Source organism: Lentihominibacter faecis (genome assembly GCF_014306095.1).
Taxonomy (GTDB): Bacteria; Bacillota; Clostridia; order Peptostreptococcales; family Anaerovoracaceae; genus Lentihominibacter; species Lentihominibacter faecis.
On the sequence record NZ_JACRWC010000054.1, the window covers coordinates 1 to 24,938 of the forward strand.

General features: G+C 49.1%; 18 protein-coding genes and 2 tRNA genes. 15 read left to right on the top strand and 5 right to left on the bottom strand.

The genetic code is table 11. The features are described 5' to 3' along the window. From H8876_RS04040 to H8876_RS10220, 10 genes are all read left to right on the top strand, one after another. Positions 1-222 (top strand): transposase (locus tag H8876_RS04040; RefSeq protein WP_346727832.1); only part of this gene is annotated, 222 nt, incomplete at its 5' end. A 319-nt stretch (positions 223-541) separates the two neighbouring features. Continuing rightward, positions 542-1,930: an immunoglobulin-like domain-containing protein gene (locus H8876_RS04045; protein WP_249286639.1), complete on the top strand. Its 1,389-nt coding sequence runs from the start codon at positions 542-544 to the stop codon at positions 1,928-1,930. Positions 1,931-2,185: 255 nt separating this feature from the next. Further along, positions 2,186-4,009: an indolepyruvate ferredoxin oxidoreductase subunit alpha gene (iorA, locus tag H8876_RS04050; RefSeq protein ID WP_249286640.1), complete on the top strand. Its 1,824-nt coding sequence runs from the start codon at positions 2,186-2,188 to the stop codon at positions 4,007-4,009. Then, a complete protein-coding gene (locus H8876_RS04055; RefSeq protein WP_249286641.1) occupies positions 4,010-4,585 on the top strand; it encodes an indolepyruvate oxidoreductase subunit beta in 576 nt (191 codons plus the stop codon). 33 nt (positions 4,586-4,618) lie between these two features. Continuing rightward, positions 4,619-5,920 carry a phenylacetate--CoA ligase family protein gene (locus H8876_RS04060; RefSeq protein ID WP_249286642.1) on the top strand — a complete coding sequence of 434 codons (1,302 nt, stop codon included), beginning with the start codon at positions 4,619-4,621 and terminating at the stop codon, positions 5,918-5,920. 54 nt (positions 5,921-5,974) lie between these two features. After that, the gene (locus H8876_RS04065) at positions 5,975-6,397 is read left to right on the top strand and encodes an ACT domain-containing protein (protein WP_177265240.1); all 423 of its coding nucleotides are present in this window, start codon (positions 5,975-5,977) and stop codon (positions 6,395-6,397) included. Positions 6,398-6,433: 36 nt separating this feature from the next. Next, complete coding sequence (gene srtB / locus H8876_RS04070; RefSeq protein ID WP_249286643.1) at positions 6,434-7,207, top strand: class B sortase; 774 nt, start codon at positions 6,434-6,436, stop codon at positions 7,205-7,207. Positions 7,208-7,717: 510 nt separating this feature from the next. After that, positions 7,718-8,563 carry an acetoacetate decarboxylase family protein gene (locus tag H8876_RS04075; RefSeq protein ID WP_249286644.1) on the top strand — a complete coding sequence of 282 codons (846 nt, stop codon included), beginning with the start codon at positions 7,718-7,720 and terminating at the stop codon, positions 8,561-8,563. Positions 8,564-9,229: 666 nt separating this feature from the next. Beyond that, positions 9,230-10,246 (top strand): SPFH domain-containing protein, encoded by a 1,017-nt coding sequence (locus H8876_RS04080; RefSeq protein WP_249286645.1) that lies wholly within the window; start codon positions 9,230-9,232, stop codon positions 10,244-10,246. Positions 10,247-10,281: 35 nt separating this feature from the next. Further along, positions 10,282-10,557, top strand: coding sequence for a type II toxin-antitoxin system antitoxin (locus H8876_RS10220; RefSeq protein WP_346727834.1), 276 nt, complete (start codon positions 10,282-10,284; stop codon positions 10,555-10,557). Between the two features lie 317 nt (positions 10,558-10,874). On the opposite strand, the gene ilvD is transcribed toward H8876_RS10220, so the two are convergent. From ilvD to ilvB, 4 genes are all read right to left on the bottom strand, one after another. Further along, positions 10,875-12,533, bottom strand: a complete 1,659-nt coding sequence (ilvD, locus tag H8876_RS04090; protein ID WP_177265237.1) for a dihydroxy-acid dehydratase — start codon at positions 12,531-12,533, stop codon at positions 10,875-10,877. 314 nt (positions 12,534-12,847) lie between these two features. Continuing rightward, complete coding sequence (gene ilvC, locus H8876_RS04095) at positions 12,848-13,843, bottom strand: ketol-acid reductoisomerase (protein WP_177265846.1); 996 nt, start codon at positions 13,841-13,843, stop codon at positions 12,848-12,850. 127 nt (positions 13,844-13,970) lie between these two features. After that, entirely contained in the window at positions 13,971-14,483 is a 513-nt protein-coding gene (gene ilvN, locus H8876_RS04100) for an acetolactate synthase small subunit (protein ID WP_177265845.1), read from the bottom strand. 12 nt (positions 14,484-14,495) lie between these two features. Then, positions 14,496-16,157 (bottom strand): biosynthetic-type acetolactate synthase large subunit, encoded by a 1,662-nt coding sequence (ilvB, locus tag H8876_RS04105; protein WP_249286646.1) that lies wholly within the window; start codon positions 16,155-16,157, stop codon positions 14,496-14,498. A gap of 347 nt (positions 16,158-16,504) precedes the next feature. Between ilvB and H8876_RS04110 the strand changes: the two genes are divergently transcribed. The 3 genes from H8876_RS04110 to H8876_RS04120 all read left to right on the top strand — a co-directional run bounded on the left by H8876_RS04110 (position 16,505) and on the right by H8876_RS04120 (position 17,370). Continuing rightward, positions 16,505-16,579: transfer RNA gene (locus tag H8876_RS04110), tRNA-Arg, on the top strand. Positions 16,580-16,659: 80 nt separating this feature from the next. Then, positions 16,660-16,734, top strand: a tRNA-Arg gene (locus H8876_RS04115). Between the two features lie 474 nt (positions 16,735-17,208). Further along, the gene (locus tag H8876_RS04120; protein WP_177265843.1) at positions 17,209-17,370 is read left to right on the top strand and encodes a hypothetical protein; all 162 of its coding nucleotides are present in this window, start codon (positions 17,209-17,211) and stop codon (positions 17,368-17,370) included. Positions 17,371-17,387: 17 nt separating this feature from the next. On the opposite strand, the gene H8876_RS04125 is transcribed toward H8876_RS04120, so the two are convergent. After that, entirely contained in the window at positions 17,388-20,237 is a 2,850-nt protein-coding gene (locus tag H8876_RS04125; RefSeq protein ID WP_249286647.1) for a cation-translocating P-type ATPase, read from the bottom strand. A gap of 731 nt (positions 20,238-20,968) precedes the next feature. On the opposite strand from H8876_RS04125, the gene nrdD reads away from it, so the two are divergent. Both nrdD and H8876_RS04135 read left to right on the top strand, forming a co-directional pair. Then, entirely contained in the window at positions 20,969-23,158 is a 2,190-nt protein-coding gene (nrdD, locus tag H8876_RS04130; RefSeq protein WP_249286648.1) for an anaerobic ribonucleoside-triphosphate reductase, read from the top strand. A gap of 173 nt (positions 23,159-23,331) precedes the next feature. Next, positions 23,332-24,885, top strand: a complete 1,554-nt coding sequence (locus tag H8876_RS04135) for an LPXTG cell wall anchor domain-containing protein (protein ID WP_249286649.1) — start codon at positions 23,332-23,334, stop codon at positions 24,883-24,885. Positions 24,886-24,938: the final 53 nt, after the last annotated feature.

Genomic DNA, 24,938 nt, shown 5'->3' on the forward strand with positions numbered 1-24,938 from the left:
GGTACAGCAAAAGAGCATCATGGCATGAGGTATACGCAGTTGATCGGGAAAAAGAAGATGCGGATGAAAGTTGGGCTTACCTTTGCCTGCATGAATATGAAAAAGCTGGTCAGGATACTAGAGAGTCGAGATAAAATGGATTCGCTGGGAGTATCAGTCATGCGGTTTTTATCAACGTTATTCAGGAAGTCTCCATTTATTGGGAATTTAATATGGATATAGAAAAAGCCCGACACCTTATTTCTAAGGTCGGGCTTTTGTCTACAGTCTGAAGAGACCAATTACTGGTCTCTTTTTGTGTGTTCGTGAATCAAAGATACGGGTGGTAAGCCGCACCTGCTTTGCGGCGTTAGAATCATATATCAAACCCCCGAAAATAACCCTAATTTAACCCTAATTTTAATACGGGGGGAGGGTATCAAATTTTTTGCGGGAAAATCGCGGAAAAACATTGAAAACACAAGGGTTTTCTGATACACTTTGCATACTTTTAATACGTTAAAAAGTGTGAATTTTATATGTGAAAAAGGAGAAAGTTCAAATGAAAGGAATCAAAAAAGCACTGGCTGCAATTCTATCTTTGGCCGTGATGGTTTCTATCGCGCCGCAGGCCGCTTTTGCCGGAAATTCGGATCGCTATGAAAAAGTGCCCGGTATGCAGACTATTGTTGCAGACGCGGAAATTCATGTGTATGCTACGAAAGGGGGGGGAACAGTAACTTTAACAGGTAAAAGCTCAGCCTCATCTTTCCTGCAGGGAAGCGGGTTCAGACAATACCAGGCAAACCTTAAGGAGGACTGGGTCTGGAAAGGCTGGACCTACAAACAGTTATTTAAAGGAAGAGATTTAGGCAACCGTACCGATAATTTTTTTGGGAAGAGATATTCCTTCTCCCAGCATAGTTTGGATTGGAGAACCCCTTACAATGGTACAGCTCAGACCATCTCCGTGAACAGACTGACTACCACAGGGGAAACAGTGTGGAATAAAATCACCTACGAGATTTATGCGAATTTCAACCCTACGATCACGGCTGGAGCCGGTGAAGGAGGAGCAATCACGGATGTCGGAAAAAAAGAAGTTGAATATGGCGGAAACAAGTCGTATACAGTCACTGCCGCTAAGGGGAAAATGATAGATTCTCTTACCGTGGACGGACAGACTGTTTCTGATGCAGCGGGAAAAGAAGATTTCACATATATGTTCCGCAATGTGACAGCGCCGCATAAGATCCAGGTGACGTTTAAAAACAAGGTTTATACCGTTTCTTATGAATTCGTCAGCAAAACAAATAAGGACCTTCCGAATGAAGTAAATGAGTTGCTTCCAGAAGCAGAATCCAAGGAGCATGGAATGAAAGTGACTCCGCCGACGTTATCGAAGGACAGCGTGAAGGCAGTGGATGGGATATGGACGTTTGAAGGCTGGAAACCGGCAGGGATCGACTCGCTCACAGACAACCAGACATTCACCGGCACGTGGAGATTCTCCCCGTATGCAGTAGTCATCAATACTCCGCCGACGATCAATGCCGAGGATAAAATGGTCATGGTTGGCGACACATTCGACCCGAAGAAAGATGTAACAGCAAACGATGCGGAAGATGGAGATCTTACTGACAAGATCGATGTTATCGAAAACACAGTTGATACTGCAAAGGCAGGCACTTATTCTGTTACGTATAAGGTAACAGACAAAGACGGGGCTTCCAGAACGAAGACCATTACGGTCACAGTAAAGGAAAAGGAAGAGCAGCCTGCTGCTCCGACGACTCCGGGAGATAATAATAATCAGGGAAAAGCAGGCAAAACCGGCAAAACAGCCAAGACCGGTGATGAGTTCCCGATCGGGCTGATCGCAGGCGCGGCTCTGCTGGCACTGGCAGGAGCGGGAGCAGTCGGCTTTGCACGCAGAAGAAAAGCAAACTAAAGACGATCTCAATAATAAGTAATCAACAGCAAGGAGAGGCCTCATGCAGGTCTCTTTTTGTGTGTTGATTTCCCACATTTTATTCCTCCAGCCTATGTAAATAAGAATGATTTTATGGTATGATAACAATAGTATGCTCGTAGCAGTGGATCCGGGCGTCAGGCGATGGGCCTGCAGATAGTCACGCCCCGGCAGTCACTGCCCCGCAAGCAGGCATATATCGCAACTAGCAACAGAAAGGTAGATAATGAGGTAATGGAAAAGAAAATCATGCTGGGCAATGAAGCCTTTGCAAGAGGAGCTTATGAAGCAGGTGTAAAAGTCGTTTCTTCCTATCCGGGAACACCAAGTACCGAGGTCACGGAAAATGCGGCGAAATATGATGAGATATACGTAGAATGGGCACCTAACGAAAAAGTCGGTGTAGAAGTTGCAGTCGGCGCTTCCATCGGCGGCGTGCGTTCCCTTTCCTGCATGAAACACGTAGGATTGAACGTAGCGGCTGACCCGTTTTTTACTGCAGCATATACAGGAGTGACCGGCGGCGCAGTAGTACTGGTAGCTGACGATAACGGCTGTCATTCCAGCCAGAACGAACAGGACTCCAGATACTATGGCAAGAGTGCAGGCGTTCCGGTCCTCGAACCGTCCAACGCGCAGGAATGTAAGGATTATCTGAAACTGGCATACGAAATCAGTGAGAAATACGATACGGTAGTTCTGCTCCGTTCCAACACGAGAGTATCACATTCCCGCGGGATCGTTGAGCTGGGCGAAAGAACTGAAAAAGATCGTATCCCGTATGAAAAGAACATCCAGAAGTACGTGGCAATGCCGGCGATGGCCAGAAAACTGCATATCGCACAGGAGCAGCGTATGGATAGGATCGCAAAGGACACGGCGGACATCACTCTCGGCATGAAGGCCGACGCCGCGGCCGGAGAAGCTGATAGCCTGCCTCTCAACATTATTGAACTCAACGATACGAAGATCGGCATCATCACAAGCGGCATCTGCTATCAGTATGTCAAAGAAGCGCTGCCGGAAGTAAGCATACTGAAAATGGGCATGATCAATCCGATCCCGAAAGCCATGATCGAAGCCTTTGCAGCAAAAGTAGACCAGCTGTATGTCATCGAAGAGGGTGACCCGTTCTTTGAAGAACAGATCCGGGCAATGGGGATCAAACTGGCAGGCGGCAAGGATCTGTTCACCATTCAGGGTGAATACAGCGCCAACATGATCAGAAAGGCCTTCGGCCGTCCGGTAGCAGAGGCTGCAGCAGATGCGAATGCGCCGGGAGCAGGAGAAGATCCGTCCCCGGCAGAAGCAGCTGGAAGACCGCCGCTTCTTTGTGCCGGATGTCCGCACAGAGGACTGTTCCACGTGCTGAGCAAGCTGAAGACTACTGTTCTGGGAGATATCGGCTGCTATACGCTGGGCGCGCTGCCGCCGACGTCAGCTATGGACGCATGCCTTTGCATGGGCGGCTCCATAACCATGGCTCACGGATTTGAAAAAGCCGTTGGAAGCAGCAAGAACACAGTTGCCGTACTGGGCGACTCCACCTTCTTCCACTCCGGTATCACCGGTCTGGTAAATATGAACTACAACGCAGCGAAAGGAACCGTCATCATCCTGGACAACAGGATCACAGGCATGACCGGTCACCAAGACAACCCGAACACTGGCAGAAACGCCAAGGGCGAACCGGCACCGGCAATCGATATCGCTACCCTTTGCAGAGCCTGCGGAGTAGAACACGTAACGGAGATCGACCCGTTTGATGTAAAGGGACTGGAAAAGCTCATCAAAGAAGAAACCGAGCGCGATGCTCTTTCGGTGATCATTACGAAGAGACCTTGCGCGCTGATCGTAAAACAGCCGGATATTCCGTACGAAGTGACGGATAAATGCAAGAACTGCAAAATGTGCATGAAGATCGGCTGCCCGGCAATCGAAGAACGCGACGGTAAACCGTACATCGTTCCAGAAAGCTGTGTGGGCTGCGACCTTTGTGCTAGAGTATGTCCTTTCGATGCGATCGAAATGACGCAGACCAGAAAGGAGGACAAATAAATGAAACAGACGAATATACTGATCGTAGGCGTTGGCGGACAGGGGACTCTGCTGGCCAGCGTACTGTTAGGCAATCTGGGACTTTCCAAGGGGTATGATGTAAAGCTTTCTGAAGTACATGGTATGGCACAGAGAGGCGGAAGTGTTGTGACTCATGTAAAGATCAGTGAAGGTACTGTAAGCTCTCCGCTCATCGAAGAAGGGGATGCCGACGTGATCATTGCTTTTGAAGAACTGGAAGCGTACCGGTGGCTGCCGTATCTGAAAAAGGGCGGAACGATCTATGTGAATACACAGAAGATCCTGCCGATGCCTGTCATCATGGGCAAGGCCAAATATCCGGAGCACATCATGGAAACTCTGGAAGAACATGCGGGAGCTGTTAAAGCACTGGATGCTCTTTCCATTGCGGAAGAATGCGGCAGTGTCAAAGCTGTCAATGTAGTTCTGCTGGGTGCAGCGTCCCGTGAGCTGCCGTTTGACGAAGAAGCGTGGATCAAAGTCATCGAAGAAAATGTGAAACCTAAATTCGTAGAACTCAACAAAAAAGCGTTCGCTCTGGGCAGAAACGCTTAATATAAATTACAATCGAAAGGAAACAACTGAACCATGATTTGGAACGAGAAAATGGAATGTGCGGATCGCGACACCATGCGGTCCGTTCAGCTGGAGAAACTGAAGAAGACCGTAAAGCACGCGTATGATAACGTATCGCACTATCGGAATAAGATGGATGAAGCCGGTGTGAAACCGGAAGATATCAAGTCTCTGGATGACATCACGAAACTTCCATTTATTACAAAAGAAGACATTGCAGCCAATTACCCGACGGGACTTTTTGCCGAGCCGATGAAAGATATCGTGAGGATCCACGCATCTTCCGGTACGACCGGCAAGCCTAAGATCGTAGGCTACACCAGAAACGATCTTGATCTGTGGGGTGAATGCGTAGCAAGAGGCATGACGATGGCTGGAGCGTCTCAGGAATCCGTGGTACACGTTTCCTATGGGTACGGACTTTTCACTGGTGGGATGGGAGCACACCTTGGAGCAGAAACCATCGGGGCGACTGTTATCCCGATGAGCAGCGGAAATACGCAGAAACAGATCACTTTTTTACAGGATATGAAGAGCGATATCCTTTGCTGCACACCGTCCTATGCACTGACTATCGCGGAAGGTGTGAAGAAGGTTGGGATCAAACCGGAAGAACTGAATCTTTCTGCAGGAATATTCGGCGCAGAGCCGTGGACGCAGAGCATGCGCGACAAGATCGAAGAGGGTCTGGGTATCCGCGCTTATGATATTTACGGACTTTCTGAAATCATGGGTCCGGGAGTATCCATGAGCTGTGAGGAAAATGCAGGGATGCACGTACAGGAAGACTACTTCTATGTAGAAATCATCGACCCGGATACGCTGGAAGTGCTGCCGGATGGCGAGAAAGGCGAACTGGTCATCACGACGCTGGGCAAGGAAGGCATGCCGATGATCAGATACAGGACTCGTGACATCTGTTATCTTATGAGAGACAAGTGTGCGTGCGGAAGAACGACAGTGCGTATGAGCCGTGTATTCGGACGTACCGACGACATGCTGATCATCCGCGGCGTCAACGTATTCCCGTCCCAGGTAGAAACGGTTATTGCCGAGTTCAAGGAATTGACCATGAACTACAAGCTGTACGTTGGCAGAGAAAACAATACCGACACATTCGAGCTGGCGGTAGAACTGGCGGAAGGGCTGGCAATTGAAGACATTGCGTTTGTAGAAGCTCTGAGAGGCCGCATCGAACATGCGCTCCGCGATATGCTGGGCATCGGATGCAAAGTAAAGCTTCTCAACGAAGGCACGCTGCCTAGAAGTGAAGGCAAGGCTGTCAGAGTAGAAGATACGAGAAATCTCGGTTAAGTGATTGATTCTGGAAAGCCGGCCGCTGGCCGGACGAAGAAAAGGAGGAACTCCATGATAGTAAAACAGGTATCTGTATTCGTAGAAAATACAGTAGGGAGACTGGCTGACCTGACGAAGATCCTGACAGACAACAACATCGATCTGAAGGCAAGCACCATCGCAGAGACCGTAGATTTCGGCATTCTGCGCTGCATCGTTGAAGAACCGGAAAAAACAGTGAAGATCCTGGTTGAAAACGGATTTTCCGCAAGCATTTCCGAAGTGACAGGTGTATCCCTGGAAGACAAGCCGGGTGGTCTGCACAAAGTTCTGGCGGTACTGGCAGAGGCCGGCATTGCCGTGAACTACATTTATTCCACCATCAAATCTGCAGAAGGAAAAGCCATCATCATGATGAAAACCAGTGATGCTGCAAAAGCGGAGGAAGTGCTGAAGGCAAGCGGAGTAGAACTGGCAGGAGCAGACTCTTTCTAAAAGAGCTTTGCAGAAAGAATTGTAGAGGGCCTGAATATGAGTTTAGGAAGAAAAATCGTTTTCGTGCTCTGTCTTATCGTGTTTGTAGGATCAGCGGGCATGCTGCTCAATTATTTTCTGACAGGAATGCGGGAACAGAGCAGTCTTGAGGATCTGGCAAAGCTAAAGACGGAGCGGGAGGATATGAAAACCGACAAGGGAACGGTCATCGGCAAGTATGTGGATCTGTATGAGGCGAACAGCGATATCATCGGATGGATCACGGTGGACGGAACCAAGATCGATTATCCGGTCATGCAGACACAGGATGATCCGGAATTCTATCTGAGACGTAATTTTCAGAAGGAGCATGCGACAGCTGGCGTTCCGTTTATGGATGCGTCCAGTGATATTTTCGTGCCGACATCCAACTTCCTGATCTATGGGCACAATATGAAGAATGGAACCATGTTCCACGATATGCTCAAGTACAAAGACAAGTCTTTTTATCAGGAGCACAAAACCTTTCGATTTGATACGATCTACAAAGGCGGACAGGGCACCTACGAAATCATAGCAGCCGGTTACTCCAAGATCTATCCGGGGGATTCCGATGCGTTCAAGTATTACCAGTATGCGGGGATCACATCCCGGTCTGACTTTAATGAGTATCTTAAAGGGGTCAAGGAGCTGTCAGAGTACAACACCGGCGTTTCTGCAGAATACGGTGATCAGCTGGTGACTCTTTCCACCTGTGCCTATCACGAGAAGAACGGCAGATTCTTTATTGTGGGCAAACGTACCGACGCTAAGCAGGTGAAGCCGCAGTAGATTTGAAGAGCGATAACGATACAAAAGCTCGCGCTTTGGAATATGGCGCGAGCTGTATTTTTTCCCTTAAAAGACTTTACAAATAATAACAAAAATTATATAATAAACCAATCAAGAGGAGCAAGTGAAAGCGGTTAGCCACACCCTAAAGGGGATCCGTTGGGATTAGCCTAAAAGGAGGTGGTTGGTATGATGGATTACATTTTTGGTGTAATTTATCTACTGATCCTGTACCGAATAGTGCGGGAAATTAAATGACTGCCTTTCATTTGATAGCCGAAGGCAGTCATCTGAAAAAATTCGGCTAACCGTTTTACGGTTTCCTCTTGATTTTATTATAGCATAAGTCAGTACAACGTCAAGACGTGTTCGAACGGAAAGATTGTTAAAAAAACATCAAAACGTCACACAAGATGTCTTGAATTTGATACATACGGGTGTATAATGAAGATAAAGAAAAGTCAGAAAATGAAGCGCGGAAGTGCTTTTGGTATGAAAGGAGAGATCGTTATGGCATTCAAATTTGAAAAAGATAAGTTTTATATGCAGCCGGTATTCTTCGGACCGACAACAACTATGCAGAGCATGGAAGGAAAGCGTATGCTTCACCAGCCTTCTAATGTAGAGTGTCTGGGAGTATCGTTTGAAACGAATCAGGAACAGGTAGATGCACTGCTTCCGGAATGCTTTACATCCAATGCTCCTGTGATCAGCGTACAGGCATGCGAATTCAATGATATCGGCTGGCTGGCCGGTCATTCCTATACTCTGATCAACATTTCCACACCCGTACATTTCAAGGGTGAACGTGATGATCTGGACGGCGATCTGGTTCTGGTCATGTTCGAAAATCATGCAGATCCTATCGTAGCTGGTCGTGATGGTATCGGGTACAGCAAGATCTATGCAGATATGCCGAAATTTGGTCACTATGAAGGTAAGTGCACGGCAAGAGCTTACAGCTGGGATTTCAAATTTATGGATCTGCAGCTGGATCTTAACGGCGAAGCGGAAGATCCGAAACGGATGATGGATCTGGCTGCACAAAGCCAGGGCAAGATGAACTACAGATACATCCCGTCAGTAGATGACATCACTGTTCCGGATGCAGAGTACCCTGTATTCAACCCGAAGAAATGGGAAAAACCTGCTGATTACAAGTGGGAAGTCAAGCCGCCGCAGGCTCAGTTCTGCAAAGGCACGGTCAAGTTCTATGAACCGCAGTGGGAAGACATGCCGACTTACTACAGAGTGGGCAAAGGCCTTGCCGATCTTGAGATCAAGAAATACCTCGGTGGACAGCACATATTCTATACGGAGCCTTGTGACTATATGCATTCCTTCAGACTGCGGTAGACAAGGCTGTGTGAGCTGATCATTTAAAAAGATAAGAGGGGCTGTCGCATTAACGATTGATATGCTCCCTGTCAAGTAGACCGATGAAAAAACAAAATTTTCTATCTCCAGCCGTAGTTGTATGGTTGGAGATATTTTTATGTCGGAAGATCATCTTGATTTTTTGATCCAATGATATAGCTGGTGCGAGTCAGGATGAAAAAATGGAAATCTTTAGGCGGTTTTTCATCCTGAAATCGCAATATCTCAAAATAAGGATGAACGCCTTTGTAAGGAGCATGAATTAGAGGGCGTTTCATCGTTAATCTTGGATTTCGAAGCAGTTAGGATGAATGCTGACGGGCTCCATCTCAGCAGACTTTCCAAAGGGCACATGGAATCGTTGAATCGTATTGCAAAGGACCTGAAAAAGAATGACCGCCTTCCAGTGTGCAGCTGAAGACGGTCTCAAAAAGACTATTCGGCTAACCGTTTTACGGTTTCCTCTTGATTTTATTATAGCATAAGTCGGTACAACGTCAAGACGTGTTCGAGTTCAAATCCTGCCTGCTGTACAAATTCCTCTTGACACCGTGAGTGAAGGTGATATAATTGTGATATCAAAATGATATCACATACATGTGACCGAAATCTCAAAGAGGAGATTTTAGATGGGAGGGTATGAGTATGGATAATACGAATAACATCATTACGACCAACATTACAGAGAAGGAACTGCATCCGGTGTCCGGAATGCTGATGCTCATCATCAATATTGCAGGGATCCTGTTCAGTATGCTGTTGTGCGTCATCAGTCCGCTTATGTTTTATGGTGCAGCAGGAGGGCTGGGAGTTGTCATCGGTGTGCTGCTTTTTGTTCTATTTTGTATCATGTTCGCCGGACTTAAGGTGGTCAATCCGAATGAAGCGCTGGTACTGACTTTGTTCGGTAAATATCATGGCACTATCAAAAATGCCGGGTTCTTCTTTGTGAATCCGTTTTGCACTGCATTTAATCCGACGGCAGGTGCTTTGCAGGAAGAAACATCCCAGGATCTGGGCGAAGCTTTAAAAAAAGGCAAAACTGTGAAGGCTTCCTCTAAGACACGAGGCAGGAAGGTTTCCACGAAAACCATGACACTCAACAATGCACAGCAGAAAGTCAATGATGTGGATGGTAATCCGGTCATCATCGGTTCAGTGGTCATCTGGAAGGTGGCGGATCCGACCAAGGCTGTATTCAATGTGGAGAACTACTTCGAATATCTTTCGACTCAGTGTGATTCTATTATCAGAAATTCAGCGAGGATGTACCCGTACGATACGATGAGGGACGATGACAGTGAGATGACGCTGAGAGGATCCAGCCTGGAAATCGCAGAAAAGATGAAGTCTGAACTACAGGAGAAGACTTTTGACGCCGGCATAGAGATCCTCGAAGTGAGGATCACTCATCTGGCATATGCGGAGGAAATCGCAGCGGCAATGCTGAAGCGGCAGCAGGCGGCGGCGACGATCGCAGCGAGAGAACAGATCGTAGAGGGTGCAGTCGGAATGGTTCATATGGCGCTGGATCGTCTTGAGAAAGATGACTTGATCCTGCTGGACGATGAGCGTAAGGCTGCGATGGTATCGAATTTACTGGTAGTGCTTTGCGGAGATAAGGAAGCACAGCCTGTTGTTAACAGCGGAAGCTTGTATTAGAGCAATAACGAAACACTGGTCAAAGGGGTGTCGTCGTGGCAGAAGATTACAGTAAGAAAGAAGAACAACTGCAGCAGCGGCTGGAAAAACTCAAGGCTCTGGAGCGTGAACTGAAAGAAAAAGAAAAGGCGGTCAGGGCGAAAGAAAAAAGCCTGAAAGAAAAGGATAAGGCCAAGAAACAGATGGTGCTCCGCCTTTCCCCGACTCTTTGGAATGAGATCGCAGCCTGGGCAGAGGAGGACTTCCGCTCCATCAACGGGCAGGTGGAATACCTGCTAAGCGAATGTGTAAGGAAGCGTAAAGGCGGATGATGTCCGGCTCGTGGATAAATGGATGAGTCGATCGGCAAGGCGGTTCAAAGCCCGGTAGCAGTTCAAGGCCCGGTAGCGGAACCGCCCGGCAGACTGGCCTATATAATATTATAGAATCGAGGAACCCCAGAAGATGCATATCATATCGTGCATCTTCCGGGGTTCCTTTACTTATCGTTTGTTCATTTTTATACACTTATAATCGCCGCGCTGGTCGGTCGTCGCCAGCCTTTGGTGCCGCCAGCAAGAAGCATCAGCAAGCGCTGTCAGCCGGCCGCATGCCGAAATCCTTGTACCGAAGGCTTTGCAGCGATCCTTTATTCCATGACCGCGCCTTTGCAGGATGCGGAAACGTTGCGCTGGTATCTTGCCAGCCAGCCGCTGGTTGCCTTGGATGGCGGAGCCACGTGATCCTTGCGACGTGCATCGAACTCCTCGTCAGAAACCTGAGCGTTGATCTTGGAGTTCGGGATGTCGATTTCGATGATGTCGCCTTCCTGCAGCAGTCCGATGTTGCCGCCGGCAGCAGCTTCCGGACAAACGTGTCCGATGGAGGCCCCGCGACTTGCACCGCTGAATCTGCCGTCAGTGATCAGAGCGACCGTTTTGTCCAGCTTCATGCCGGCGAGAGCGCTGGTCGGGTTGAGCATTTCACGCATTCCCGGACCGCCCTTAGGACCTTCATAGCGGATGACAACAACGTCGCCGTCCACGATTTTACCGGTGTAGATGGCTTCGATGGCGTCTTCTTCGCTGTCAAATACTCTGGCCGGACCGGTGTGGGAAAGCATTTCCGGAGCGACTGCACTTCTCTTTACTACGCAGCCGTCCTGTGCGATGTTGCCCCACATAACGGCAATACCGCCGGTTTCGCTGTATGGTTTGTCGATCGGACGAATGATATCGTAGTCTTTTACGTGTGCTCCTGCAAAGTTTTCGCCTACGGTTTTTCCGGTTGCTGTGATGAGACTCTTGTCGATGAGTCCCTTTTTGTCCAGTTCGCTGAATACTGCCATCAGACCGCCTGCGCGGTTCAGATCGTGCATGTGAGTGCTGCCGGCAGGAGCCAGGTGGCAGAGGTTTGGAACTTTGGCGCTGAATTCGTTGAAGATGTTCAGGTCAAGATGTACGCCTGCTTCGTTGGCGATGGCCAGCAGATGGAGTACACTGTTGGAGGAACAGCCCAGAGCCATATCGCAGGCCAGAGCGTTGCGCAGGGACTTTTCGTTGATGATATCCCGTGCCTTGATGTCCTTTTCCACCAGGTTCATGATAGCCATTCCGGCGTGTTTTGCCAGACGGATCCGCCCGCTGTCCACTGCCGGGATCGTGCCGTTTCCGGGAAGTGCGATGCCGACCGCTTCAGAGAGGCAGTTCATGCTGTTTGCCGTATACATACCGGAGCATGATCCGCAGCCAGGGCATACATTCTGTTCGAATTCCAGAAGATCATCATCATCGATGATATCGGCTTTTCTTGCGCCGACTGCTTCAAACATCTTAGAAAGGCTGGTTTCTTCGCCTTTTACAAGCCCGGACATCATCGGACCTCCGGAGCAGACAACGGCAGGGATATTCATGCGAACAGCTGCCATGATCATGCCGGGTACGATCTTATCACAGTTTGGAACCAGTACGAGCCCATCGAATGCGTGAGCCATGGTCATGGTTTCCACGCTGTCTGCGATCAGCTCTCTGCTTGGCAGACTGTATTTCATGCCTACATGTCCCATGGCTATCCCATCGCAGACGCCAATGGATGGCACCTCGATCGGTGTGCCGCCTGCCATGCGGACGCCGGCCTTTACGGCCTCAGCTACCTTGTCCAGGTGCATATGACCTGGAACGATTTCGCTTTTGGCGGAAACGACACCGATCAGTGGACGTTCCAGTTCTTCTTTCGTATATCCCATTGCATAGAACAAACTCCGCATAGGAGCGCGTTCTATGCCCTTGGTTACTTTATCACTTCTCATTTCCATTTTCCTTTCCGTTCCGGGGTCTGGTTCGAGTTCTGCAAAACTGCGTGCGCTGCCTGTGGTCCTGACCGGTTCCGGGACGTTTGCGTTTATTTATAAAAAAGCGGCGGCGGAAACGCCGCCGCCACTTTCCTTCATTTTAAATGTTAGAATAAGCTGTTTGCGTGTTGCGAAGTTTTTTCAAAGAATCGCTCTTTGAAAGCGACTTCCGCAGGTGATTCCGTAGAATGCGTCAGCAGGAAGCACCGAGGACCTGTCGCTGGAAAAGAGCAATTCTTTGCTATAATCTTTGCGGCAATCAGGCAAACTGCCTATTTCTTCAACCAGCTCATCATCTTTCTCAGTTCAGCACCAACGGAGCAAAGCAGATGGGAAGCTTCCATCTTTCTCGTGGCCAGGAACTTAGCCTTACCGCCGGCATTGAATTCCTGAATGAATTCGCTTGCGAACGTACCATCCTGGATTTCAGTCAGAACCTGCTTCATTTCTTTTCTTGTATCTTCTGTGATCAGTCTCTTGCCTGTTCTGTAGTCGCCGTATTCAGCAGTGTTGGAGATGGAGTATCTCATCTTGTCGAAACCGCCTTCGTTGATCAGGTCTACGATCAGCTTCATTTCGTGGATACATTCGAAGTAAGCCATTTCCGGAGCATAACCAGCTTCTACCAGAGTATCGAAACCAGCCTTCATCAGTTCTGTTACGCCGCCGCAGAGAACAGCCTGTTCACCAAAGAGGTCTGTTTCTGTTTCTTCTTTGAATGTAGTTTCCAGGATTCCTGCACGACCTGCGCCGATTCCGGAAGCATATGCCAGAGCGTAATCCTTAGCTTTGCCGGAAGCATCCTGATAAACTGCGATCAGGCTTGGAACACCTTTGCCTTCAACGTACTGGCTTCTTACAGTGTGACCAGGACCCTTAGGAGCGATCATGATAACGTCCAGGTAATCTGCCGGCTGGATCTGATTAAAGTGGATATTGAAACCGTGTGCGAAAGCCAGGACATTGCCTTCCTTCATGTGCTTTTCGATCTGGTTCTTGTAGATGGAAGCCTGCAGTTCATCCGGTGTCAGGATCATAACGATATCGCCAGCTTCAGCAGCTTCTTCGATGCCTACGACTTTCAGGCCAGCAGCTTCAGCTTTCTTAGTATGAGCGGAACCCGGTCTCAGACCAACAACTACGTCAACTCCGCTTTCATGCAGGTTCATAGCATGAGCGTGACCCTGGCTTCCGAAACCGATGATAGCAACTGTTTTACCGTCTAACATACCTAAATTACAATCCTGATCATAATACTTCTTTATCATTGTTCTCTCTCCTTTAACTATTAAATTCCCTTTGAAATAAGTTTTGCAAAAATACTATATTACGAAGAACCTTCGTCCTTCTGCAAAGGAATCTCCGATTCCCCTGTATACATATTAAAGTTTACGGCTAGTCGTCCACTTCGTCCCAGCCGGGGCCTCTGCCGATGCCTGTGATACCTGTCCGGCAAACCTCGGCGATGTCATAACAGCTCATCATATCCATGAAGCCGTCGATCTTGTCGGAATGTCCTGTCAGCTCGATGATAAGGCTTTCTTTTGAAAGGTCGACGATGTTTCCACGGTAGATCTCTACGATCTCCTTGATCGCAGAACGTTCTGTCTTGTCAGCGTGGACTTTCAGCAGCAGCAGCTCTCTGTAGATGCTGTGCGCGGAATCCAGCGTGAAGATCTTGCGGACTACTTCCAGCTTGGCTGTCTGAGAAATGATCTGGTGGAGTGCCTGTTCCGTTCCCGTGAATACTACGGTGATCCTGGAAAGTTTCGGATCATTGGTCGTCGATACCGTCAGGGAGTCGATATTGAAACCTCGTCTTCCAAAGAGGCTGATGACTCTCGTCAGAACGTTGGCCTGGTTATCTACCAGAATGCTGATAACTTCTTTTTTTATCTGGTTGTCCATTGATCCTGCCTCCTATCCTATGATCATGTCTTCGATGGTTCCGCCACCCGGGATCATCGGAAGAACTCGTTCTTCTCGTGAAATAGCACAGTCGATCCAGACCGGACCTTTTTCCTGCAGTGCCTTTTTAAACACTTCTTCGAACTCGGCAGGGTTGGAAGCGGAGAAACCTTTTGCTCCGAATGCTTCTGCCAGCTTCGGGAAGTTGGTTTTACGCTCCGGCGTTGTAGCGGCATAACGTTTGCCGTAGAAGGAAGTCTGCCACTGATATACCATGCCCAGTACGCGGTTATTCATAATAACGGTGATGATCGGAAGATCCTGACTTACTGCCGTGCAGGCTTCGTTCAGGTTCATGTGGAAGGAGCCGTCTCCTGTGAAATGGATGACTCTCTTTTCCGGACATCCGATCTGTGCGCCGATGGCGGCGCCGTAACCGAATCCCATGGTTCCCAGACCGCCGCTTGTAATGAAGTCTTCTGTCTTCTCGTGCTTGAGGTACTGAGCGGCCCACATCTGATGCTGGCCGACGTCGGTTACATAAATCGTTTCTTTATCTGTCATATCGCAGATGCTCTGAATGATTTCACTTGGGTGAAGTTCTGCATCCTGACTCTTAACATCACCTGTTTTCTTCTTCCATTCTGTGGACTGAGAAACCCAGTCTGCATGATCGTTTTTCTTGATCAGTGGAAGAAGTGCTGTTAAGAATTCCTTGATATCTGCACTGATGCCCACATCTACGAGGACGTTCTTGTTGATTTCGCTTGTATCGATATCCACCTGGATCTTGTGAGCTTTCTTGCCGAATTTTTCGGGGTTCAGTGCAACTCTGTCGCTGAATCTCGCTCCCAGCGCGATGATCAGATCGGCACGATCGACTGCTCTGTTGGCAGCGATGCTTCCATGCATACCGATCAGTCCCAGGTTTCTCTTGTTATCATATCCCAGGATCCCGGCAGCCATCAGTGTATATGTGGCCGGGATGTCCGCAGTTTCCAGCAGCTGTCTCAGCTCGGGACCTGCCTTGGATGCTGCGACTCCGCCGCCGAAGTAGACGATCGGACGTTCTGCCGCATTGATCATAGCTGCCACTTCCTGTACGGATTCCTTGTTGAATACCGGTGGTGGATTGAGCGGCATCGGCTTGGCCGGTTTATAGTCGATCTTAGCTGCTGTAACATCTTTCGTGATATCGATAAGAACCGGACCCTTACGACCGCTGTTGGCAATCCGGAATGCGTTTCTCATGGCATCGGCCAGATCTTCGATCTTGTTTACGAAGAATGTATGCTTGGTGATCGGCATCGTAACGCCGGTGATGCAGATTTCCTGGAATGCATCACGACCGATCAGACTGTCCGGTACGTTAGCTGTAATGGCGATCATAGGAATACTGTCCATAAACGCTGTGGCGATTCCCGTTACAAGGTTTGTTGCTCCGGGGCCGCTGGTAGCAAAGACGACGCCGGTTTTCCCCGTTGCTCTGGAATATCCGTCAGCAGCGTGGGCAGCACCCTGTTCGTGAGCCGTCAGTATGTGCCGGATCTTATCGCGGTATTCATACAGCGTGTCGTATAAGTTGAGGGCTGTTCCGCCCGGATAGCCGAACACTGTATCAACACCATGCTCCAGTAAGATCTCAGCAACCAGTTGTGATCCTGTCAGTTTCATTTCCTATTTGCCTCCTTGAATCTTATGCTTAAGTGGTTTGTTTTTTCTTGTTTTTTCTTTGCACCACCTATTATATACACATTAAAAAGAAATGCAACCTCTTTTTTGAGGAAATTGTGGCAAAAACCAAAAAAAATCAAAAACAATAGTTTCGACTTACAAAATTGCACGAAAAAGAGTACAAGATGGGCTCCTAAACGGATCTTTTGCGGTTTTATGTAAACCTGATGGCGCGGGCGGTGTTTTTTCTGTGGCTTTCTGCAAAGGCTCCTGTTCGGCTTTTGCAAAAAGTATAATATGGATACTTGAAAAGGAGCGGATACCTGTGGTAAAATAATACCCGTTAAGTCCTCATAGTTAAATGGATATAATAAGCCCCTCCGAAGGGCTCGTTGCAGGTTCGATCCCTGCTGGGGACGCCACGAGATCCAGAAGAGCCGGAAACCCTGCCAGAGGATTTCCGGTTTTGCTTTTGGGAAGACGGCGAGAAAAAACAGAATAAGCCTCTATAGTTAAATGGATATAACAAACCCCTCCTAAGGGTTAGTTGCAGGTTCGATTCCTGCTAGGGGTGCCAGAAGCAATGAAAAAAGAACCACGTCTGAGAGAAGATGTGGTTCTTTTTTGTGCAGCTGGAAGCGGATCGTTATCTCCGGGTGTCCGGCACGTTTTTATGATATTTGCTTTGATATTTCGGGAATAATCATAGAATGTAGGAAATCTTGAGTGGGTATTAGCAAAGTTCCGAGGTGCTGTGCTGCGATTATATAATGATCTCATTACATAATCGCAGAGAAACCACGAGATACACCTCATCAAGAGCAACTTAGCATGTCGTTTTTCCATGATTTTGATCTTTGCAGAATAAAAATTTTCCCAAACTATGATTTGAGCAGAGAAATATAAGCAAAAAGTAGAATGGGAATTCATGGTGACTAATCGCAGAAATTCTCATCAACATTTAACATATATCGGATTGCGGATTTAACCTGCCTTCTCTAATATCAAAACATAGTACTGATTACTTCAGTTTTATTTCAGGAGGATTTATATGAAAAAGACGGCAAAGATTCTGTGCGCTTTTCTGACGGTGACTATGCTGCTGCCTTCACAAGTGCTGGCGGCAGATATAGTGTCAGGATCGCAGACACAGCTGCAAATGCACCGGGAACAGGCGATGAAAGCCCGGTTGGAGTATGGGCAGGTCTTCTGATTTTGTCTGCCGGTACGTTAGTTGCGGTTTTGATCCTGCAGCGAAGAAAACACATACGCTAAGCCTTTCCAGATCTCATTGATTACAACCACTGACCCTGCTGTCAGCAGCATCTTCCCCCACATTGCTGCAGACAGTGGGGTCGTTTCAAATACAGCCGTTCCCACCTGAGTGATCAGAAACTGCAATACCAGCACAATGAGGAACACGCCCAGCATCAGCTTGTTGTTGAGCAGGTTCTTGAACATGGGCGTATCGTCCAGTTCTCTGCAGTTAAATGCGTTGAACAGCTGGAACAGCACGAACAGAGTAAACAGCACCGTTGCTTCCTCCGTTTGCGCGGCACCCAGGAAATTGGTGAAATGCTGCAGCATGAACACGATGGAAATGAAGATCCCGTTGGCGAATATCCGAATCAGCATTTTCCGGGAAATTATATTCGCGTTCCGCTTCGTTGGCGGATGTTTCAGCAGATCTTCCCGGATCGGTTCCAGCCCAAGGGTCAGCGCCGGAGGACCATCCATGATGATGTTGATCCACAAGAGCTCAAGAGCGGTAAAAGGTGTCGGGAATCCCGCCAGGATCGAGGCGATCACGACCACGACAGAGGAAACATTGACTGTCAGCTGAAACTGGATGAACCGCTTGAAATTCTCGTAGATCCCGCGCCCCCACTGAACGGCTTTGACAATAGTCGAGAAAGAATCGTCCAGCAGCACCATATCGCTGGCTTCTTTCGTCACTTCTGTTCCCGCGATCCCCATAGCGATGCCGACATCGGCATTTTTGATGGCGGGAGCATCGTTGATCCCGTCTCCCGTAACGGCGACAACATTCTTTTCTTCCTTTAATAACTTTACGACGCGCATTTTTATCAGCGGAGTGCTTCGTGCGATGACGCTGATTTTTGGCAGTGCTTTTTTAAGCTCTTCATCAGACATGGAGCCGATCTCGGCGGCTTCCACCGCCAGGTGCCCGTCCTGCAGCATATGGAGTTCCTCCGCGATGGCACGGGCTGTCCGGATATTGTCTCCGGTCAGCATTTTCACTTCGATGCCGGCACGGCGGCAGTCGCGGATGGAGTCATATACGTCCGGGCTTAGTGGGTCGGAGATCACAACGAACCCGTCATAATGCAGATCCTGTTCCAGCTCCTGCTGCTTCTCGCCGTTGAAACAAGCAAGTTCTTTGTGTGCAAAGGCCAGCAGGCGGCCGGCTTTATCCTGGAAGTTTTCCATCAGCTTCTGGATATGGGCAGTCTCTTCAGCAGATACGTTGCTGCAAAGGGAGAGGATCTTTTCCGGATTTCCCTTGGTGTAGAGGACCAGCCTTCCGTCTTCGCTTACAATCGTGCTCATATCTTTGTTCTGTGAGGAGAACGGAAAAACGCGAACGATATCGGCTTCTTTTCGAAGCTGCTGATAATCCGAACCGGCTTTGCGGGCGGCCACCAAAAGGGCGCATTCCGTCGGATTTCCGATGAAGGTCCAGCTGCCGTCTTCCCGGGTGATATCCGCGCTGCTGTTGATGCAGAAGTTGCGCAGCAGCGTCTGCGCTGTTTTCTGGTCAATGGCAGAAGGCGCGTCTGCCGGAGCGGAGGCGATCTGGGAATCCGGAGAATTCAGGGATTCCAAAGCAGCCGGGGAATCCGAAGCCACAGCGACAGCAACCGAAGTGTCGGCCTCTCGCGCCGTCCTCGCTTCCTTCGGCTGCAAAGAAGCCTCCGCAGGCGTTTTTGCAGGAAAGGCAAGGTCTTCTGGATCCAGGAGGCTGCCGCCGGCGTAGATTTTCTGGACGGTCATTTTGTTCTCGGTGAGGGTGCCGGTCTTGTCGGAACAGATGATGTTGACGCAGCCGATGGTTTCGCAGGCGATCATCTTTTTGACCAGAGCGTTTTCGCGGGACATTTTGATGATGTTGAGGGCGAGGGAGACGGCGACGATGGTGGGCAGGCCTTCCGGCACGGCGGCCACGATGAGGACGATGCTGGTGATGAAGGCTTCTGACACGGTGTTCAGACTGATGGTGTGGTTCATGGCGAACTGGATGATCTGGATCAGGAACACGATGGCGGCGGCGGAGGAACCGAGGATGGTGATGCCTTTGCCGAGGCGGTCCAGCTTTTCCTGAAGCGGAGTGGTGGTTTTTTCGATGGAGGAAAGTTCCTGAGCGATCTGACCGAATTCGGTATCGTTGCCGACGCCGGTGACCAGCATCGTGCCTGAGCCGCCGGAGATGAAACAGCCGGAGTAAAGCATGCAGGCCCGCTCTGCGACAGGGGTGTTTTTCTGGCAGGTGAATGTTGCGTCTTTTTTGACCGGGAGGCTTTCGCCGGTAAGGGCGGACTCGTCTGCGGAGAGGTCATTGCCGGAAATGAGCCTGCCGTCTGCTACGATCTTGTCTCCTGTTTCAATGAGAAGGATATCCCCGATCACGATGTTTTTCTGAGGGATCAGCTGGGGCTCGCCATCGCGCAGAACTTTGATCAGGGTGTCTTCGTTGATCTTGCTGAGGGCTTCGAAGGCTTTGGCGCTTTTGCCTTCCGTGACGATGGTGATGGCTACCGACAGGAAGATGGCTGCAAAGATGCCGGCGCATTCGAGAAAGTTGTACTCGCCGCCGGTAAAGTAGCGGGTGATGTTGACTGCCAGAGTGATGATGGCAGCGAAGAGGAGCATGAGAAGCATGGGTTCTGTCGATGCGTCCCAGATCCTTTTTAGCATGGATTCGGTGCCGGTGCGGACGAAGGTGTTGGCTCCGTATTTTTGCCGGGACGCCTGAACTTGTGATTCGCTGAGACCGTGCTCCGGGTCGGCTCCGGTAGCCTGCAAAAGTTCCTCCCGGGACATATAAAATGCATTGTTCATAAAGTGTTCCTCCGTAATAAAAAAATCCGATACAGACCGATTTTCTCTGTACCGGATGATGTTTCATAAAAAAGAGACCTCCTGCACAGTAAAAAACCGTACATGAGTCTCGTTGATTAAGGCAAGCCAGACGATGGTCCCGGCGGGACATATCTGTATTTCGCAGATACTGCCGGTCGTCAGTATGTTGACTTGCCACGCATGGGTATGCGCCACTACTCCCCCACGAACTTGTTGTAAAGTTTGTAAAACCGTTTTTGCCGATTTTTGTCTACTTTGTCGGTTCTGACTATAGCATGGGATATGTGGGTTAGTCAACGATAACAGGGTGTGACGGGGGTTTTTCAGGACGTTTAGAGGGTGTCCAAGCATACTGGATGAAAAAAGTATGGAAATAATCCTTGATGTCTTTGGATTCACCCTTGACTTTTGCCTGGGAGGCTCGTATAATAAAACACGTAACACCCATATATTGTGGTTAAAACGAGAAAAGACAACAAAATATTCGATATATTGGAAGAAAATGCAAAGGCTGAGGATGCATAGAAGGGCTGGGATTTCTGGAACTTTGCGTGTTTCCGGGGCTTTTTTGTTTGCTCTGAAACAGGATTTTGCATGAGAAAGCGAAGTGTCAGAGCTCAATATGTAGTAGTAAATCACAGTGAAGATCAGAGGGCTGCGTGAGGCTGGCAGCCGGGGAAATCTGATCGAAAAGAGGAAAGGAGACCCCTATGGAGACAGATGTAAAAGTAAATGTAATCAAACGAAATGGTGAGGAGGTCTCTTTTGATCTGCTTAAAATCGCCAATGCCATCAAGGCTGCAAACCAGGAGGTGGCACCGATCTATCAGCTGAACGAATATCAGATCCAGGCGATCGCAGACAATGTAGCGGCTAAGATCTCCGAGATGACCCATGCGGTTCATGTAGAAGATATCCAGGATATGGTGGAGACGGCTATCATGGAGATGCGCGGCTACGAAGTAGCACAGAAATATGTAAGATATCGTTATAAACGTGAGCTTTCCAGAAAGTCCAATACCACGGACAATGGGATACTGTCCCTCATCGAGCATCTCAACGAAGAGGTAAATCAGGAAAACTCCAACAAGAATCCGGTGATCAACTCCACCCAGCGCGACTATATGGCGGGAGAGGTCAGCAAGGATCTGACAATGCGTGTACTGCTGCCGGAAGAAGTGGTTAGAGCTCATGAGAAGGGGATCATCCATTTCCACGACTCTGACTATTTTGCACAGAAGGAACACAACTGCGACCTGATCAACCTGGAGGACATGCTCCAGAACGGGACGGTCATCAGCGAGACTTTGATCGAAAAGCCGCATAGTTTTTCCACTGCCTGCAACATCACGACTCAGATCGTTGCACAGGTGGCAAGTAACCAGTACGGCGGACAGTCCTTTACATTATCTCACCTGGCCCCGTTCGTGGACGTGAGCAGAGAAAAGATCCGCAAGGCGGTCATCGAAGAAAGAGAAGCCCTTGGCGAAGATATGGATCTCGATATTATTTCCAAGATCGTGGAACGCCGTTTGAGAAAGGAAGTTCAGAGCGGGATACAGACGATCCAGTATCAGCTGATCACTCTGATGACCTGTAACGGACAGGCGCCGTTTGTAACCATGTTCATGTATCTGGACGAAGTTCCGGAAGGAAAAACCAGAGACGACCTGGCGATGCTCATCGAAGAAGCGCTTCTGCAGAGAATGCAGGGTGTCAAGAACGAAAAAGGTGTGTGGATCACGCCGGCGTTCCCGAAACTGGTCTATGTGCTGGATGAAGACAATGTAACGGAAGATTCGAGATACTGGTATCTTACAGAGCTTGCTGCAAAATGCACGGCAAAACGTATGGTGCCTGACTATATCTCTGCAAAGGTGATGCGTTCTCTCAAGAAGGGCGATGTGTATCCGTGCATGGGATGCAGATCTTTCCCGACGGTAGAGGACGGACAGAGAAATCCGGATGGATCGAGGAAGTATTATGGCCGGTTCAACCAGGGCGTTGTTACCATCAACTTAGTTGATGTGGCCTGCTCGGCAGAAGGGGATATGGATCGCTTCTGGGCGATCCTGGAAGATCGTCTGGAACTTTGTCACAGAGCATTACGGTGCAGACATGAGAGACTTTTGGGAACCAAGTCAGACGTTGCTCCTATCCTGTGGCAGCACGGCGCACTGGCGCGTTTGAAGAAGGGAGAGACCATTGACAAGCTGCTGTTTGACGGATACTCCACTATTTCGCTGGGCTATGCGGGACTGTGTGAAATGTGCGTCCGCATGATCGGCAAATCTCATACTTCTCCGGAGGGACAGGAATTCGCATTGTCCGTAATGCAGAAACTCAATGACAAGTGTCAGGAGTGGAAAGCGGCAGAAAGAATCAGCTATTCCGTTTATGGAACTCCGATGGAATCCACGACGTATCGTTTTGCAAAGTGTCTGCAGAAACGTTTTGGCATCATCAAAGGAGTTACGGACAAGAATTACATTACAAACAGTTATCACGTACACGTTACAGAAGAGATCGACGCTTTCAGCAAGCTGAAGTTTGAGGCGGAATTCCAGAAGCTTTCCCCGGGTGGAGCTATCAGTTATGTGGAAGTGCCGAATCTGCAGAACAACATTGAAGCGGTTCTTTCTGTGATGAAGTTCATATACGATAATATCGTATATGCAGAGCTTAATACGAAGAGCGACTACTGCCAGGTGTGCGGCTATGACGGAGAGATCAAGATCGTCACTGACGATTCCGGCAAGCTGGTCTGGGAATGCCCGAACTGTGGCAACCGCGACCAGGATCAGCTGTTCGTAGCAAGACGGACCTGCGGCTATATCGGAACCCAGTTCTGGAACCAGGGTCGGACGCAGGAAATCAAAGACAGAGTGTTGCATCTGTAGGGTGCGGCATTGACAGATAAATAAAAAAGTGCCTTTTGGAGACTGGTCCTTGTCGTTTCACGTCGTGATTTTGCTTTTCGTGCCTGGGAGGGGGAGTTCTCTAAGGGAGTATGGTAAAATAGTAAAAATTACGAGTATCATTTTCAGGAGACGATTGCAGGAGAGGGAAGCTTATGAAACACAAGATCATACCCATGATAGTATGCTTGATGCTGTGCGTGGCGCTGATGCCGGCGGCAGCGTATGCAGATAATGCAAAGACGACGCCTGCGGAACCGCCGGGAATCTGGACGGATCATGCGGCAGCGGCCTTTGCAGGAGGAAGCGGAACGGCAGAAGACCCGTATCAGATCGCAACGCCGCAGCAGATGGCAAAGCTGGCGGCAGATATCAATTCAGGAGATGAGAGCAAGAAGCACAGCGGGGAGCACTTCAAGCTGACGGCGGATCTAAATCTGTCGGCTCATCGCTGGATCCCCATCGGCTCAGGGGACTTATCGCTGAGGCATTATAACTTTTCCGGGTATTTTGATGGAAACGGCAAGACGATCACGGGTCTGTATGTGGATGAAAGTCAATCTGGATTTTGCGGGGGACTTTTCGGGATCGTCTATGGATACGAGATCAAGCATCTTACCGTCAAAGATGCTTATGTAAAAAAAGATGCGAAGAATTCTTATGATTATGGAAAAATAGGCATTCTGGTGGGAGCAGCATGGGGTAGCAAAGGTAGTGAGATCAATATAAAAGATTGTTCGGTCAGTGGTACCGTGGAGAGCAAAGGCAATTATACTGGAGGTCTGGTCGGAGATAGTCATCGAGGAATTTATGAAAACTGTACGGCGGACGTAAAAGTGACAGGTTCCCACTCGACAGGAGGTTTTGTCGGGCAGGATGATTTTGGAACCTATAAAAACTGTGCCGCACGGGGAGATGTTAGCGGAGCCAAAACAGTTGGAGGTTTCGCAGGATTTCTGTCGGACGAGAGCCAGGTAAATCGCTGCGCGGCTTTCGGCAAAGTTACTGCAAGCGGCAATACTGCAGGCGGTTTTGTTGGGATGATTACGCATTTGGGAACAATCAGTAATTGTGCAGCTTTTGGTGATGTAGTGAGCACGGTGGAGGGCGTCGAGCCGCAGGCAGGCGGTTTTACAGGATACATCCAGCATAGCACGATTTCCAACAGTCACGCGGCAGGAACCATAACCGTGGCTTCTTCAAGGTACAAAGCCGGAGGATTTGCTGGAGAAACATATTATGACACTGGTGAATTTCACTCGTCCTCTTTTGATATCGAAAAAAACGCAGGGCTTCAGGCAATTGGCGGAGAAACGCCTGCTGATACAGACGGTGTGGAAACGGTTCCCACGCAGACTGTAAAAACTAATATCTGCAAAGACTACTATGGCAAACATATCCTAAAAGCGGTGGCGGAACGGCCTGCTACCTGCACGGAGGATGGTCACGAAGCCTACTGGAAATGCGAAAACTGCGGACTGCTCTTTGCAGATGAAAATGGTACGCAGCAGATCGAAAAGCCGGAAGTGATCCCGGCAACGGGCGCAGAGGATCCGGGGACGGGTGAGGCTGCAGCAGCTCCTGCAAAGGACAATGCGGACAAATTCGCCGAGACCGGTGATGACAGCAACGTCGTACTCTATGGAATTCTGGCACTGCTGGCGGCCGGCGGCGCCGCAGGGATGCTGTACAGGAAACGGAAAGCATAAGGATGCAATATAATGAAGCGATAATCAAAGGGATCGTATCCAAAAGGATAAGG

What these genes read in the sequence shown, in the direction of transcription:
- H8876_RS04045 (WP_249286639.1), top strand. Translation starts at nt 542, where the DNA reads ATGAAAGGAATCAAAAAAGCACTGGCTGCAATTCTATCTTTGGCCGTG.
- iorA (WP_249286640.1), top strand. Translation starts at nt 2,186, where the DNA reads ATGGAAAAGAAAATCATGCTGGGCAATGAAGCCTTTGCAAGAGGAGCT.
- H8876_RS04055 (WP_249286641.1), top strand. Translation starts at nt 4,010, where the DNA reads ATGAAACAGACGAATATACTGATCGTAGGCGTTGGCGGACAGGGGACT.
- H8876_RS04060 (WP_249286642.1), top strand. Translation starts at nt 4,619, where the DNA reads ATGATTTGGAACGAGAAAATGGAATGTGCGGATCGCGACACCATGCGG.
- H8876_RS04065 (WP_177265240.1), top strand. Translation starts at nt 5,975, where the DNA reads ATGATAGTAAAACAGGTATCTGTATTCGTAGAAAATACAGTAGGGAGA.
- srtB (WP_249286643.1), top strand. Translation starts at nt 6,434, where the DNA reads ATGAGTTTAGGAAGAAAAATCGTTTTCGTGCTCTGTCTTATCGTGTTT.
- H8876_RS04075 (WP_249286644.1), top strand. Translation starts at nt 7,718, where the DNA reads ATGGCATTCAAATTTGAAAAAGATAAGTTTTATATGCAGCCGGTATTC.
- H8876_RS04080 (WP_249286645.1), top strand. Translation starts at nt 9,230, where the DNA reads ATGGATAATACGAATAACATCATTACGACCAACATTACAGAGAAGGAA.
- ilvD (WP_177265237.1), bottom strand. Translation starts at nt 12,533, where the DNA reads ATGAGAAGTGATAAAGTAACCAAGGGCATAGAACGCGCTCCTATGCGG.
- ilvC (WP_177265846.1), bottom strand. Translation starts at nt 13,843, where the DNA reads ATGATAAAGAAGTATTATGATCAGGATTGTAATTTAGGTATGTTAGAC.
- ilvN (WP_177265845.1), bottom strand. Translation starts at nt 14,483, where the DNA reads ATGGACAACCAGATAAAAAAAGAAGTTATCAGCATTCTGGTAGATAAC.
- ilvB (WP_249286646.1), bottom strand. Translation starts at nt 16,157, where the DNA reads ATGAAACTGACAGGATCACAACTGGTTGCTGAGATCTTACTGGAGCAT.
- H8876_RS04120 (WP_177265843.1), top strand. Translation starts at nt 17,209, where the DNA reads ATGAAAAAGACGGCAAAGATTCTGTGCGCTTTTCTGACGGTGACTATG.
- H8876_RS04125 (WP_249286647.1), bottom strand. Translation starts at nt 20,237, where the DNA reads ATGAACAATGCATTTTATATGTCCCGGGAGGAACTTTTGCAGGCTACC.
- nrdD (WP_249286648.1), top strand. Translation starts at nt 20,969, where the DNA reads ATGGAGACAGATGTAAAAGTAAATGTAATCAAACGAAATGGTGAGGAG.
- H8876_RS04135 (WP_249286649.1), top strand. Translation starts at nt 23,332, where the DNA reads ATGAAACACAAGATCATACCCATGATAGTATGCTTGATGCTGTGCGTG.